This is a genomic window from Streptomyces sp. NPDC097129 (genome assembly GCF_055668065.1).
Genome location: NZ_JBVOQE010000009.1, coordinates 118,119 through 131,516, shown reverse-complemented (window position 1 = coordinate 131,516; position 13,398 = coordinate 118,119). Strand labels below are relative to the sequence as shown.

The following is a 13,398-nucleotide window of genomic DNA, read 5'->3' as shown; positions in this document are numbered from 1 at the left end:
GAGAAACGGGGACGATACGGGGACAGCACGCAATCTAGACGGCGGAATCCAGCCGCGCTGCCACTCCGCCGATTTGGGTGCGCGGGCCGAGCCGCGCCCAGGTGTCCTCGTCGCCCCACACGGACTCGGCGGCCACGAACGGCCGCAGTAGCGTGGTCAGTACGGTGTCGCCGTGCCCGTTCAGCTCGTCGGAGGCGATCTTGCGGGCGACACCGGCGAGAAAGTCGGCGAGCTGCACCCGGGCGTCGTCGCGTGCGGCGACCAGCCGCACCCCGGCCAGGGCGGCGCCGCGATGGCGGGCGGTCGCCACGATCCAGGCGATCCGGTCCTCGGTGAGCAGATTCTGCCGGTCGTGCACCAGGACGACCGGCCGGCCGCCGGCGCTCCAGGAGACCGCCGTGCGCACGATCGCCGGCATGAGCGGGTCGAGCACCGGCACGAGCGGCGGCCCGTCCAGGAGCCGGTCCCGGTAGTCCCGGGCGCGGGCGCGCGCACCCGCCAGCCGGTCCAGGACGTCCAGGGCCGCAGCGGGAGGGCCCGTCTCGCGCAGCGCCTCGAGCGTGCGGAAGAATTCCGCCACCGGCGTCTGCGGCTCCCCGTCGTGGCGCACGCGCAGCAGCCGGTTCGCCGCGCCGAGGAACCGAGCCCACGGCTCGTCACCGAACGCCCGCGCTCCTGCCCGCAGTACGCTCCTCGCGGCCTCGCCGTCCTCGTCCAGCAGCAGCCCGACCGCCTGCTCCACGACCACGAACGCCTTCTGTGTCAGCTGCACCCGGGCCTGCCCGGCCAGCGGGCCCGCGGGCGCCAGCAGCCACTCCAGCACCGCCCGGTGCTTCTCCCGCAGCAGATGCCCGGCCTTGTACTCCTCGGCGGGGGAGCGGATGCGGTCGCGGACCTCGCCCACGGCCGCCTCGGCCAGGTCCACCGGCAGCCGCACGCCCGCGTGCGCGAAGACGTCGGTGTTCCCGCCGACGAGGTTCTCGCCGTCCGAGCCCGACTCGTCGCACGCCACCTCCAGCGGTGCCTCGTCCGCCCGCCGGCCGTCCGCCCGGTTCCAGGTCACGCCACGCCCTTTCCCGTTCCTGCCGCACCTCAAGGATCGCGCATCGCCGGCCCCGGCGGCCCGGCGATGAACGGCCCTACACTGCCCGGCATGGACGACGACACCCCTTTGGACCGGCTGGGCGCCGGTTCGTACCTGCTGCTGACCAGCTACCGCCGCAACGGCACCCCCGTCGCCACCCCGGTGTGGGTGGTGCGTGACGGCGACGCCCTGGGGGTGTGGACCGTCGCCGGCTCCTACAAGGTCAAGCGGATCAGGGCCCGCGCCGACGTCCTGGTCGGCCCGTGCGACGCGCGGGGCAACCCGACGGGGGAGCAGGTCCCGGGCACGGCCGAGATCACGGACGCCGCGACCGTAGGCCGCTACCGGCAGTTGATCGCCCGCAAGTACGGCCTCGTCGGCCGCCTCACCCTGCTCGGCAGCCGCATCCGGCGCGGCCCGGACGGCACGGTGGGCATCCGGGTGACACTGAACTCGTAAGCCGTAAGCCGTAAGCCGTAAGCCGTAAGCCGTAAGCGAGGAAGCGCGTAAGTGCGTGAGTGCGTGAGGGCGTGAGCCGGTCGGGGGTGCGAGGAGCGGACCGCTCGCCCGTGAGCCCTGGCCGGCCGCACCGCGCGCGGCCGGCCAGGGCGCCTGTCGTCGGCTACGGCGCGTCCAGGACCGTCCCGGTCAGCACCGGGCCGCCCGGCAGCGGCGTACCCGAGTCGTCCGTGACCGTCAGCCGCACGGACTCGGCGGGCTCGGCCACCGTGTCCTTGACGGTGGGCACGGACACCTCCGTGCTCGTTGTGCCCGCCGGCACCGACGCCCACACGCCCAGGTACTCGACCTGGGACAGCGGCCGCTCCGGATCCGGTTCGGCGCCGGAGGCGTCCCGCAGCCACGCCGGGTCGACGTCCTTGGTGGACAGCTCCGGGCCGCCCGTCACCGGCACCACCGTGAAGGACGCGCCGATCTCGGTGTCCGCGGGCTCGGACAGCGTGATCCTCCAGCGCAGCGCCTGGCCCTCGGTCACCCGGTCGGCGACCGGGGTCACCGAGATCTTCGGCATCGGGTCGTCGTTCAGGGCGGTCACCCCGCCGCGGTGCGACCCGACGACGGTGCCCTGCACCGCCTTGACGAGGACATCGTGCGCCACGTCGTACGCGAAGCGCTTGTTGCCCTCGACGTGGACGGCCACGGCGATGTCGTCGCGGCCCGGGCGTACCGTCACCAGCCGGTCCCTGGCCTCGCCGGTGACCGGGTCCATGACGTACACCCGCACCTGGCCGGCGCCGTGCCCGGACACCCGCACCGGCACCCGGTAGGTGCGTACGCCGGAGTCGCCCTCCTTGACCGACAGCCGGCCGAGGTCCACCCGGGCGAGCGGGGCCTCCCGCACCGCGGGCGTGCCCGGGCGCCACGCCCAGGCGTCCATCAGCCAGGCCTGCCCGGCCCGTGAACGCGGGGTCAGCTCCAGGGACTTCACGTGCCGCAGGTCGACTCCGGCGCGGGTCGCGGCCGTGAGCGGGACGCGCAGCTCGCGCGCCCAGTAGGAGGCGGTGCGGTCGCTGCCGGGCAGTCCGTCGGCGGCGGCCCGGCCGAGGACGGCCCGCCGGCCGCGGGTGTCGGTGACGGCGACGTCGAGCCGCGTGTCCTTGCTGTTCGGCGGCACGATGACGCGCAGCGCCAGCGACGAGGCACCGGTCAGGGACAGCGGCGTGGCAGGCTGGACGCGGGCCGGGGCCCCCGGCGCCGACCAGCGCAGGGCGACCGCGCGGCGCCCGTTCTCGCGGCCGGTCTCCCACTGGGCGAAGTGCGGGGAGACACCGTGGGCGTCCTCGCCCAGGCAGGCGAGCGCGGGCCTCGGGTCCACCGCCGAGCACAGCCGGGCGCCCGTCACGCTCACCTTGCCGTCGGGCAGGAATCCCGCGCCGCGCTGCGCTCCCACCGCGTGGGTGAGCACCCGCGCGGGGCCGGCGGACGGCGCCCGCCGGCCGGTGCCGTCGAGCAGTTCGCGCACGCGGTCGTCACCGGCGACGAACAGCCGCGCCGCCGCGGCGATGTAGGTCGAGCCGGCCCGGTGCTGCTGGTCGGCGGTCAGCCGGGTGCGGCTGCCCGGCGAGCACACCGGGTCCTTGTGGTCCGGGTCGTCGAAGAAGTCGTCCTCGGCGGGCGCCTGGGCCTTCCCCGGAGTCCACTCGGTGTTGAAGTAGTTGTGGTTGGCGCCCTCCACGTAGACGGCGCTGTGCAGCGCGCGGCCGCGGCTGACCCCGCGGGTGCCGTCGACGTAGACCTCGCCCTGCAGGTCGGACACGTCGCCGTCGCAGCCCGGCAGGATGGTCGCGGACGGGACGTCCGGCACCGGGTTCTGGCCGAAGATCGTCGGGCCGATCAGGACGGTGCCGCGTACGTGCCAGCGGACCGGGCCGCGGTAGCCGTCCTGGGCGGTGGGCGGCGGGTAGAGGCTGTCCATCGCGGCGCGGTTGACGCCCTCGCCGCCACGGGAGTGCCCCACCAGCAGCACCTTCGACAGGTCGGCCTTCGCAGCCTTGCGGATGGCCGCCGGGGCCGCGGCCGGGTGGGCGGCCCAGTCGGCCCAGCGGGCGAGGTGCTGCCGGACCAGCGAGGAGCGGGCCTGCGCGCCGCCGTCCTCGGCCTGCCCGTCCTGGCCGTTGATGCCGTTCGCGGAGATCGACACGGTCACATAGCCCTGGGAGGCCAGCAGTTGCTGGTCGCGCAGATAGCCGCGGTAGCTGGGGATGGGCTTGGTGCCGGCCGGGCAGGGCCAGTCGCCGGTCGCCTCCTCGCCCTTGTAGCAGGTGGCGTGGCGGCCGTGCAGGAACAGGGCCAGCGGGCGCGGGCCGCGGGCGGCGGTCGGCGCCACGACCACCGCGCGCATCTCGACCGGCGCCTTGAAGCCGGGCAGCCGCACGGGCGGCAGGTCGTACTCGCCCGTGGCCGTGCGGTAGGAGCCCGGCGTGCCGGGATCGACGCGGCCCGCCGGAAGCGGGGCCGGTGGCTGCGGGGCGGCGAGCGATGTGCGGCGGTCCTGCCGGGTGCCGTCGGCGGGTGCGTCCAGGCGGCGTCCGCCGGCCCATACCTGAAGGTCCGTCAATTGTGGGGCGTCGCCCGTGTCCAGCTTGAGCCGGAAGGTGTGGCCGTCGGGCGCCGGGGCGGGCACGCCGAGCAGCCGGCCTCCCGCGTGGAACTCGACGCGGGCGTCGCCCATGGGTATCGCGGGCGCCGAACGCCACACGAGGTGGCGGGCGGCGCCCTCGTCGGTGATCCGCCAGCCGGGCGGAAGGGACGTCTGGTGTGCCTCGCGTGTGGGTGCGGCGGCGTGTGCCGCCAGCGGCGATGCCCCCGTCATCGCGAGCACCGCCGTGGCGGCGATGCCTGTGCGCCGGGCCAGTGGCAGCCGGGCAGGTGACAATGGTCTCTCCTTACAACCCCGTGCGCGGGCACCCCGTCGGTCCCGGGGGCCCCTCGCGCCTCGGAGGACGGAGAGCGTTGTCTGTGGGTTGTCTGTGCGAGGGACGGGATCACGTCAACTTCGCGGCTGAGCGCGGAGTGTCGTGGGAGCGTCACATCCGGCCCGAAGGGGACGCCCTGCGGCCTCGCGGGAGCAGCGGGCGGGCGGTGACCCCCTCGCCCCGGGTCCGGTGACTGCCCGTCAGGTCCAGGCCCGGTACGGCTCGTCGACCAGCTGGAAGACCGGCTCGCCGCGCACCGGGTCCTTGATGGTGGACAGCCGTACGCGGTCACCGCTGTGGATGCCAATGGGCGGGCCCATCACCCGGCCCCGCACGACGAAGCCCTCCGCCATCTCTATCAGGGAGACATTGCGCGCGGCGGGGGAGTTGCGGTGTACGACCGTGGAGTGGCGGACCGTGCCGACGCCCTCGCTGCGCTCCGTGTGCAGTTCGCTGCCGCGGCAGACGGGACACAGCACGCGGTGGTACATGGCGGTGCCGCACCAGGCGCAGCGCTGGAAGAGCAGGGCGTCCCGCGTCTCGGCGACCCCCGGGCTGCCGGCCGGGTGGTCGAGGACGCCCGTCGCGGAGCGGGCTACCGGGGACACGGCGGTTCCTGAGTGGTGGTACACGCGGCTCAACTCCCTGCACTCGGCCGGAATCCGGCGTGCGCGGGGCAGCCCGCACACGCGTGTGCCCGGTTCACCGGAGGACCGTGCACACCCTCAGCGTATGGCACTGAGTGCCACGCGTAAAGGTACTGCGTACCACGAAAAGGGAACGAAGACCCGCTAGGCCCTTCCGAGGGCCGATTCGATCTCCTGCACCACCCGCCACAGCGGGGCGTCCCGCCGGGAGACCACGACCACCACGTCGTCGGCCTGCGCGGCCGGCGCCCGCATTCGATCGGGGGCCCAGGCGCGGTCCTCCGCGGTCACGGAGGCGCGGTCCTCCACGGTGGCGGCGGTCCGGTCCTGTGCGGGGGCGGCGGGCTGCTCCTGCGCGGTGGCCGCGGACCGGTCCTGTGTGGTGACGACGGCCCCGGCCCCTCCGCCGAAGGCCTCGTGCACGAAACCGAGCGCGTGGTCCAGCGTGGCGCTCGCGTCCCCCTTCCCCGCGGAGCGCAGCCAGGAGCGCAGCGCGTTGTTGTGCGCCGCCACCACGGCGGCCGCGATCACGTCCGCCCGCAGGATGCCGTCCGGCCGGCCGGCGAAGCGGCCGCGCAGATACTCCGCGAGGGCCCGCTCGTAGCGCCACACCACCGACAGTTCATAGGCGCGCAGCCCGGGCACCTGCTTGGTGAGCCGGTAGCGCTGCACGGAGAAGGCCGGGTTCTCGGCGTACATCCGCAGGACCAGCCGGGCCGCGTCGCACGCCCGCCGCACCGGCTCGTCGCCCGGCGTGCTCGCCGCGAGGAACGCCGTCATGTCCGTCAGGCAGCGCTCGTGGTCGGGGAAGACCACGTCCTCCTTGGACGGGAAGTAGCGGAAGAACGACCGCCGTCCGACGCCGGCCAGCGTCACGATGTCGTCCACGGTGGTCTGTTCGTAGCCGCGTTCGAGGAAGAGCCGGAAGGCCGCCGCGACGAGGGCCTCCCGCATCGGCGGCCGTACCCCGGCCTCCGCCTTGTCCTCGCGCCCGAAGGCGGCACCGCTGGAGCTCATGCGCGGAACGTAACATCTGGGAGCGCATCTTGGCACTCAGTACCCTTCAAGCAGGGTACTGAGTTCCCTCGCGGCTCAGTCGGCGTCCTCCGGCACCCGGATGTCCAGCACGCACACGTCGTCCCGCCGTTCACCCTCCAGCAGGGCGGCGAGCAGCGGCGCCAGCGTGCCCGACGGGTCCGGCGCCGGCGTCCCGAGCGCCGCGGCGAGCCGGTCCAGGCCCAGGTCGATGCACTCGCCGGGCCGTTCGACCAGCCCGTCGGTGTACAGCACCAGCCGGTCACCCGGCCGCAGCGTGTACTCGGCCTCCTCGTAGTACGGCGTGTCCGTCGCCCCGAGCAGCATGCCCGCGGGCCGTGCCAGCGGCCGCGCCCGGCCGTCGCGCAGCAGCATCGGCGGCGGATGCCCGGCCTGCGCCCACACCAGACGGCGGCCCTCGGCCCGGTACCGGGCTAGGATCAGGGTGGCGGTGCCGTGCGGACCGCGGGAGTGCAGCAGCAGCCGGTTGAGCCGGGCGAGCGCCCCGGTCAGCGACGACCCCGTGCTGATCATGCCCTTGGCGGTGAAGCGCAGCTGCGCCATCGTGGCGACGGCGTCGATGCCGTGCCCGGCGACGTCACCGACGACGAACAGTGCGTCGCCGTCGGGCAGTTCGATGGCGCTGAACCAGTCGCCGCCCACGCTGAGCCCCGACTGCGCGGGCAGATAGGCGACTTCGACGCGCAGCCCGGCGAGGTCGACCGGGGTGCGCGGCAGGGGGAGCAGGGCGTGCTGCAGCCGGGTGGCGAGGGCGCGCTCGGCCTGCAGCGCACCGTGCTGTGTCAGCATCGCCCGCTCGCTCTCCACCAGAGCCAGCTCGGCGTTGCGCCGCGCCGAGAGGTCCTGCACGAAACCGTGCACCTCCACGGGGGCGCCGCTGCTGTCGGCCACCGCCTCGGCGACCACCCGCAGATGCCGTATCCCGTCGGGGGTGCGCACCCGGAACGGCACGTCGAAGCGCTGTCCCTCCCGCAGCAGCTGCCCGACGGCACCCGCCAGCGCGGGCATGTCCTCGGGCAGGGCCAGCGAGGGCAGTTCGGCCAGGCGCACCGGTCCGCGCGCGGGGTCGCGGCCGAGCACCCAGAAGGTCTGGGCGGACCAGGTCGCCTCGTGCGTGACCAGGTTCCAGTTCGCCCAGCCCAGGTTGCCCAGCCGCTGCACGTCCGCGAGCCGCTGCTCCTGCCGGTCGGAGGGGTCGTGCCGGACCCAGTTCACCACCAGGCCCGCGCCCAGGGCGGCCACCCGCGGGGCGGACGTGACCAGTTCGGCGACATCGCCCGCCACCACGCGGTGCGCGAGCGGTTCGCCCTCGTAGGGCTCGCCGGTGGCCAGCACCCGCAGGCAGCCCTGCCACAGCGGCTCACCGGCCACGCTCGGGCGGTACTCCAGCAGCCGCAGACCGACCAGCTCACGTCCGGTGCGGCCGATGGCGTCGACGGCGTGCGGGGTGGCCGCGTCGATACGGAAGTCCTCCACCTCGCCCGACCCCGAGTGCAGCGGCGTCAGCAGCAGCGCGGCACCGGGCAGCGTCTCGAACACGGCCTGGACGATGTCTGCGGCCCCGTCGACAGAGGGCTCGCGCGGGGCGTCCAGCGAGCGCAGCCGGCCGGCGCACAGCCGGGCCACCGCCCGCAGGTGCGCCCGGTCGGAGTCGCTGAACGGCCCGGCCCGTCCGCACAGCACGCCGAGCACCGCGTCCGCCCGGCCGCCCACCGACACGGGCAGCCAGGCGCGGGACGGCCACCGCTCGGGCGGATCCCCGATCAGCAGATGGGTGCGGTCGGCCGCCTCGAGGTCCTCGAGCCACTGCTCCTGCTGCGCCTCCAGGCTGTCCCGTGCGGCCACGCCGCGCAGCGGCGGCACATGGTGCCACTGGGTGGCCGTGAGCTCGTCCAGGCCGGCGTGCCCGATCAGTTCCAGACCGCCGGTGTGCGGCCGGTGGTAGATCATGACGGCGGTGGCGTCCACGCGGCGCCCCAGGTGGCGCAGCAGGACCGCGGCGAGGCCCTGGGCGCTGTGCACACGCAGCAGGGCGCGGCCGAGCCGGGCCTGCGCGGTGGAGTCGTCACGGAGCGCCGGCGGTTCCTCCAGGAACGCGGCGGAGTCGGTCCCGGTGCGGGGCCGCCGGGTCCGCGCGGGGCGCGGCGGCGGTGCCGAGAGGGTGCCCAGAGTGATCCAGCACTCCTCCAGCAGGGTGCGTTCGGCGGTCTTGGCCCGGTACTGCAGCTCGTCGTGAGCCGTCTCCGGGGAACAGCCGGTCAGCGCCATGACAGCGCCCTTGGCCCGCTCCAGCACGGCCGAGGCGGCGGCCATGTCGTGCAGCCGGTCCATCTCGGCACGCTGACGGGACACGACCCGGCTCAGGGCGGCCAGGTCGGGCACGTTTCCGGACTCCGCCGGGAGGGCCGGTTCGCTCGTCACGCATCGAGCATTGCACAGGTGAGGTGCTTCGCTCGCGGTCCGGGGACACCTGATCGGTCTCACCGGTCCGGCGGGGGGTACAGCCACAGCCGCATCACCCGGCTGAGCAGCGGCATCACCAGATACGTCAGCACCGGCAGCAGCACCACCGGGAAGACGGCGGCCCGCAGCGGCAGGGGTCAGGCCGGGATGAGCATGAGCACCACCCACGAGCGGCGTCCGGAACCCGTCACCATCGTGGTGACTTGGCGCGTGCGGCCCCGGCACGAGCAGGAATTCGAGGACTGGACGCGGGGGATCTCCCACTGCGCCCGCGAGTTCCCCGGCAACGAGGGCGTCTCCTGGCTGCGGCCCGGGGACGGTGGGCACCGCTTCCACGCCGTGCTGCGCTTCAGCGACGCCGACCGGCTCGGCGCGTGGCTGCGTTCCGGCGAGCGGGCCGGCTGGCACGGGCGGATCGAGGGCATCGCCACCGAGGTCAGCAGCGAGCGGCAGTCCACCACCGGCCTGGGGACCTGGTTCACGTGTGCCACGCCTCGCCCCGCTCATGCGCGGACGCGTGGGCGGCGGGCCGCTCCCGCGCGGGCGGTGTACCGGGGCCCGGCGCGGAACGCCGTCGCCTCAGCGGGGGCCGGTCAGGGCCTCGGTGACCGCGCGGACGCTGCGGGCGATGTGCTGCAGTTGCATGACCTCCGCCGCGTAGAGCTTGATCGTGTGCTCGATGACCGACTCCGGCAGGCCGAGCCGGGGCAGGTCCGCGCGGGCGGTCTGCAGGGCCGTGCGGGCGACGCGGATCTCCTGCTGGACCTGGAGCTGCGCGTGCCGGGCGAGCAGCACCGGGTGCCGGATCAGCGCCGGGTAGCTGGCGTAGCGCGCCGGCACCAGTTCCCGCAGCCACCGCACGGCCGAGCGCTCCCAGTCGTAGGAGCCGGGGGTCTTCACCTGGCACGGCCAGTCCGGGCTGATGCGCGTCGTCGTCAGGGCCATGGGTCGTCGCTTCCGGCGTCGGGTGCGGTGGTTCGAGGGGGGAGGGGGGCGGCCCCGGCCTAGGGGATGACCGGGGCCGCCACGGGCGCTCGCACAGGTGAGACGCCCGAACCGGACTGCCCCTCGCCGCCGTGGGTAGGGGTCGGCGGCGGAGGGGGCGGTGTACGGCCCCGAGCAGTATTTATATATGCCGTCTGCTTTGCAAGACGTATGAAAACATTCATGCGTGCTTTACTGCGGGTCCTCCCGCTGCACACCGGTATGCGTACCGGCCGAGCGCCGGAATGCGTACGGCGGCGCGCGGTATGCGCACCGCCGCCGCTCAGTCCCGCAGGAAGAGCGCTCAGTCCCGCAGGAAGAACTGGTGCTCCTCGGCGACCTGCTCGTACTCCTCCAGGCGGCCCTGGGTGCGCTCCGGACCCGCGTCGGTCATCGCCTGCAGCAGCGCGGCGGCCATGACCCCGGGCGCCGCGTAGGAGTCGAAGACGAGCCGGGAGCCGGTGCCCGTCGCGAAGGTGACGTCGGCCTCGTCCACGACCGGCCCGAGCGCCAGGTCGGTGATCAGGGCGACCTTCAGCCCGGCCCGACGCGCGACCCGCACTGCCGTGAGCGTCTCGTGGGCGTGCCGGGGCATGGAGAACGCCAGCACCCAGGTACCGCCGGCCTCCCGGGACTGCAGCAGCGCGTCGTACGCGACGCTCCCGCCCAGCGTCACCAGCCGCACGTCGGGATGGATGCGCCGGGCCGCGTAGGCGAAGTACTCGGCCAGCGAGGAGGAGATGCGCAGCCCGAGCACGGTCAGCGGCGCCGAGTCCGACAGCATGCGGCCCACCTCGATCACCTGGTCGGGGTCGGCGAAGTCGCGGCGCAGGTTCTCCAGGTTCTCGATCTCGGCGTCGACCGCGGCCTGCAGCTCGTTGCTGCGGTTCACCTCGGCGGGACCGCCGGCCAGCGTGCCGAGCGCGATCGTCTGCAGCCGCTCCCGTAGCGCGGGGTAACCGCTGAAGCCGACCGCGGCCGCGAACCGCGTCACCGACGGCTGGCTGACCCCCGCCCGCTCGGCGAGGTCGGTGATCGACAAGAAGGCGGCCTCGGTGATGTGCTCGATCAGGTACTGCGCGATGCGCCGCTGACCCGGGGACAGCCGCGGCTGGTCGAAGAGCGCCCTGAGCTGGGAAGTCGGGGACGCCTCCACCTCCGGCGCGGTCTTGCCCGAAGTGATCGCCGATGCCTGTGCGCGTGCCTGCTGCGGCGATGGCACGGGTGCGCCTCCTTTGTCTCCCACAGTGCCTCAACATAGCTCACTCACCGTGGCCGACAGGGCGGATGGATACCCCGGCGTCCGCCGGGAACCCGACGCGGGACAAGGTCCGCCAGACACGTCAGGAGCAGTACGCGATGACCGTCCCCGAGGAGAACCGGGCGAAGACCGACACCACCGACGACACCCTCAAGGCGCGGGGCGGCCCAGGCGGCGAAGGACCCCGGGGAACAGCGCGGCGCGGCGAAGGACCAGGGCGCGAGCGGGCGCACCCTGCGGGAGGCGATGGAGGAGGCCCAGCTGCGGCCCGACGACTTCGAGGACAAGTGAGGGGGGAGACGCGCATGGGAGCCCTCAGCGGGCTGGAGCGCGCCCTGGAACAGCGCTGGGACGCGCTGTGGGAACGCGTCACCGGCCGCGAGCCCGTCGAGCTGCTCGCGGCCCTGCGCCGCGAGTGCGACGAACACGCCGTCGTGTGCAGTGAGAACCTCGTCGTGGTGCCCAACGCCTACGACGTGGAGCTCGACGCCTCCGTCCACGACGAGCTGGACCGCCACGGCAGCGGGGTCGGCCAGGCCCTCACCGACACGCTGATCCGCCACGCCGAACGCAACGGATACGCCTGGGCCGGGCCCCTGACCGTGCACATCACGCGCTCCGCCGAGGTGCCCAACGGCCGCTACCGGGTCGCGAGCACCGTGATGCGCCACGTCAGCGCGGAGGGGTTCGAGGCGGCGCACTGAGCCGCTCCGCAGCAGGAGAGGCGCTACCGCCGGAACAAGGTGATGGAGTGGCCGACCTCGTCGACCGGCCGGCCGCCGGCGACGAGCGCGGCCAGCCCGCCCCGGGCCTTGGCCAGCGCGGAGTCGGACACCACCAGCAGCCCGTGCACGTCACCCGGTGGCACGAGCAGCGGATTCGCCGCGTGGACGCCATAGGCGGACGGCACCCCGCTGCCCTTGTACACGAGCCACACCCGCTCCCCGGGATACCGCTCGCGCAGCCGGTGGGCGAGCCGGCCGAGGTCCTGCCCCCAGTCGACGTTGGAGTCGTGCAGCCGCAGATGCGTCTTCGCGGGGCCGCCGAACGCCTCGTTGGAGTACGGCAGGTAGTACGGAAAGGCCCGCAGCGAGCTGACCGCCACGCACAGCACCAGCACGGCGGTCACCGCGGGCGCCCACCGCCCGCGCAGCACCGGCGCGCAGCCCGCCGCCACCGCCAGGAACACCGGCACGAACAGCGCGTACCGCGTGCCGAGGTCACGCGATCCCGTCATGGCCGCCGCCAGCAGCACGGCCGTGGGCAGCAGCAGATACGGCGCCGCAGGCCGCAGCCCGCGCCGCGCCGTCAGCGCGACCACACCCGCGACCCACAGCGCGAGCATGCCGAGCGGCGTCTTCACCAGCAGCGCGGCCGGGAGGTAGTACCAGCGCGAGCCGGTGTACAGCCGCCCGAACAAGAACCCCTGCCAGGGCTGGTTCTCGAAGGCGAACTGCATGCGCAGCCCGTCCCGGTACGCCTGGGGGAGCGGCAGCAGCCGCACCAGCAGCCCGCGCAGCCCGTGCACCACGGGCACGTGCTGCTCCGGCGACCACCGCAGCCGCGGATCGACCACCAGATACGCCGCCCACACGACCGCCACCGCCGTCACGGCCACGACGCCCGCCCCGGCCGCCGCCCGCGCCAGCCGGGCCCGCCGGGGCGCCCCGCACGCGTGCCAAGCCGGCACCGCCCCGCACGCGTGCCACGCCGACACCCCCGCCAGCGCGACCAGCACCGGCACGGCCGGCAGCGCCGACGCCTTGGTCGCCAGCGCCGCACCGAGCGCCGCCCCGGCGAGCGGCAGACAGAGCCGGGGCCGCAGCCGGGCCCGCCACAGCAGCCACACCGAGGTCAGCAGGAATCCGGCCGCGGGGGCGTCCAGCGTGGCGAGCGAGCCGTGCGCGATCACATCGGGCGAGAAGGCGTAGACCCCGAGCGCCACCAGGCCGGCCGCGGGCCCGGCGAGATCCCGGGCGAACGCGAGGACGACCAGCCCGAACAGCAGCGTCAGCACGATCACCGGCAGCCGCGCCCAGAACATCACCCGCCACGGATCGTTCCCCGACCCGTACAGCAGGTGCTGCCCGACCTGCTGCTGGGTTCCGGTGAAGGAGGCGTCGTAGTGCGGCCCGGCGGCCGCCACGCCCACGGCGATCGCCAGCTTGCCCAGCGGCGGATGCTCGGGATTGATCCGCAGGCTGTGCTCGTGCAGATAGACGGCGGCGGCGCCGACGTAGACGGGCTCGTCGACGGTCGGCGTCTGCTGCACGGCGGTGGTGACCATCGCGACGGCCATCTGCCCGAGCAGCACGACCACGACCAGCGGCACCAGCCACCGCCGTCCGCGCCGCGGGCCCTCCCGCGCGGGCGTCCCGCGCACCCGCTGCCGTTCGCTCGTCGCCATGTGCCGCCCCGCGCGGGCGCCACCCCCTCAGGAGCCGTGCGCCGGACCGTCCGCCGCGCCCA

The 13,398-nt window shown here is 74.4% G+C and carries 10 protein-coding genes and 1 pseudogene; 3 read left to right on the top strand and 8 right to left on the bottom strand.

Translation table 11 applies throughout. From position 1 onward, the window contains the following. Positions 1 to 34: 34 nt before the first annotated feature. Complete coding sequence (locus AC0B9F_RS25260; protein ID WP_472006337.1) at positions 35 to 1,063, bottom strand: hypothetical protein; 1,029 nt, start codon at positions 1,061 to 1,063, stop codon at positions 35 to 37. A 90-nt stretch (positions 1,064 to 1,153) separates the two neighbouring features. On the opposite strand from AC0B9F_RS25260, the gene AC0B9F_RS25255 reads away from it, so the two are divergent. Beyond that, positions 1,154 to 1,543 (top strand): PPOX class F420-dependent oxidoreductase, encoded by a 390-nt coding sequence (locus AC0B9F_RS25255; RefSeq protein ID WP_472006335.1) that lies wholly within the window; start codon positions 1,154 to 1,156, stop codon positions 1,541 to 1,543. Positions 1,544 to 1,706: 163 nt separating this feature from the next. Here the strand turns inward: AC0B9F_RS25255 and AC0B9F_RS25250 are convergent, their stop codons facing one another. The 4 genes from AC0B9F_RS25250 to AC0B9F_RS25235 form a co-directional block, all read right to left on the bottom strand. Next, a complete protein-coding gene (locus tag AC0B9F_RS25250; RefSeq protein ID WP_472006735.1) occupies positions 1,707 to 4,415 on the bottom strand; it encodes a hypothetical protein in 2,709 nt (902 codons plus the stop codon). Between the two features lie 303 nt (positions 4,416 to 4,718). Further along, the gene (locus tag AC0B9F_RS25245; RefSeq protein WP_472006333.1) at positions 4,719 to 5,150 is read right to left on the bottom strand and encodes a Zn-ribbon domain-containing OB-fold protein; all 432 of its coding nucleotides are present in this window, start codon (positions 5,148 to 5,150) and stop codon (positions 4,719 to 4,721) included. Between the two features lie 159 nt (positions 5,151 to 5,309). Beyond that, positions 5,310 to 6,182, bottom strand: a complete 873-nt coding sequence (locus AC0B9F_RS25240; RefSeq protein ID WP_472006331.1) for a TetR family transcriptional regulator — start codon at positions 6,180 to 6,182, stop codon at positions 5,310 to 5,312. Positions 6,183 to 6,257: 75 nt separating this feature from the next. After that, positions 6,258 to 8,642 carry a SpoIIE family protein phosphatase gene (locus AC0B9F_RS25235; protein WP_472006329.1) on the bottom strand — a complete coding sequence of 795 codons (2,385 nt, stop codon included), beginning with the start codon at positions 8,640 to 8,642 and terminating at the stop codon, positions 6,258 to 6,260. A gap of 189 nt (positions 8,643 to 8,831) precedes the next feature. Here AC0B9F_RS25235 and AC0B9F_RS25230 point away from each other — a divergent pair. Continuing rightward, positions 8,832 to 9,080: pseudogene (locus tag AC0B9F_RS25230) on the top strand (antibiotic biosynthesis monooxygenase); the annotation flags it as partial. Positions 9,081 to 9,263: 183 nt separating this feature from the next. On the opposite strand, the gene AC0B9F_RS25225 reads toward AC0B9F_RS25230, so the two are convergent. Together AC0B9F_RS25225 and AC0B9F_RS25220 are read right to left on the bottom strand one after the other, a co-directional pair. Further along, positions 9,264 to 9,629: a hypothetical protein gene (locus tag AC0B9F_RS25225; RefSeq protein ID WP_472006327.1), complete on the bottom strand. Its 366-nt coding sequence runs from the start codon at positions 9,627 to 9,629 to the stop codon at positions 9,264 to 9,266. 343 nt (positions 9,630 to 9,972) lie between these two features. Beyond that, positions 9,973 to 10,890, bottom strand: coding sequence for a MurR/RpiR family transcriptional regulator (locus AC0B9F_RS25220; RefSeq protein ID WP_472006325.1), 918 nt, complete (start codon positions 10,888 to 10,890; stop codon positions 9,973 to 9,975). Positions 10,891 to 11,234: 344 nt separating this feature from the next. Here AC0B9F_RS25220 and AC0B9F_RS25215 point away from each other — a divergent pair, with 344 nt between their 5' ends. Next, on the top strand, positions 11,235 to 11,633 hold the full coding sequence (locus AC0B9F_RS25215; protein WP_472006323.1) for a DUF3662 domain-containing protein: 399 nt from the start codon (positions 11,235 to 11,237) through the stop codon (positions 11,631 to 11,633). A 23-nt stretch (positions 11,634 to 11,656) separates the two neighbouring features. Here AC0B9F_RS25215 and AC0B9F_RS25210 read toward each other — a convergent pair whose 3' ends face one another. Further along, positions 11,657 to 13,336, bottom strand: a complete 1,680-nt coding sequence (locus AC0B9F_RS25210; protein ID WP_472006321.1) for an ArnT family glycosyltransferase — start codon at positions 13,334 to 13,336, stop codon at positions 11,657 to 11,659. Between the last annotated feature and the right edge of the window lie 62 nt (positions 13,337 to 13,398).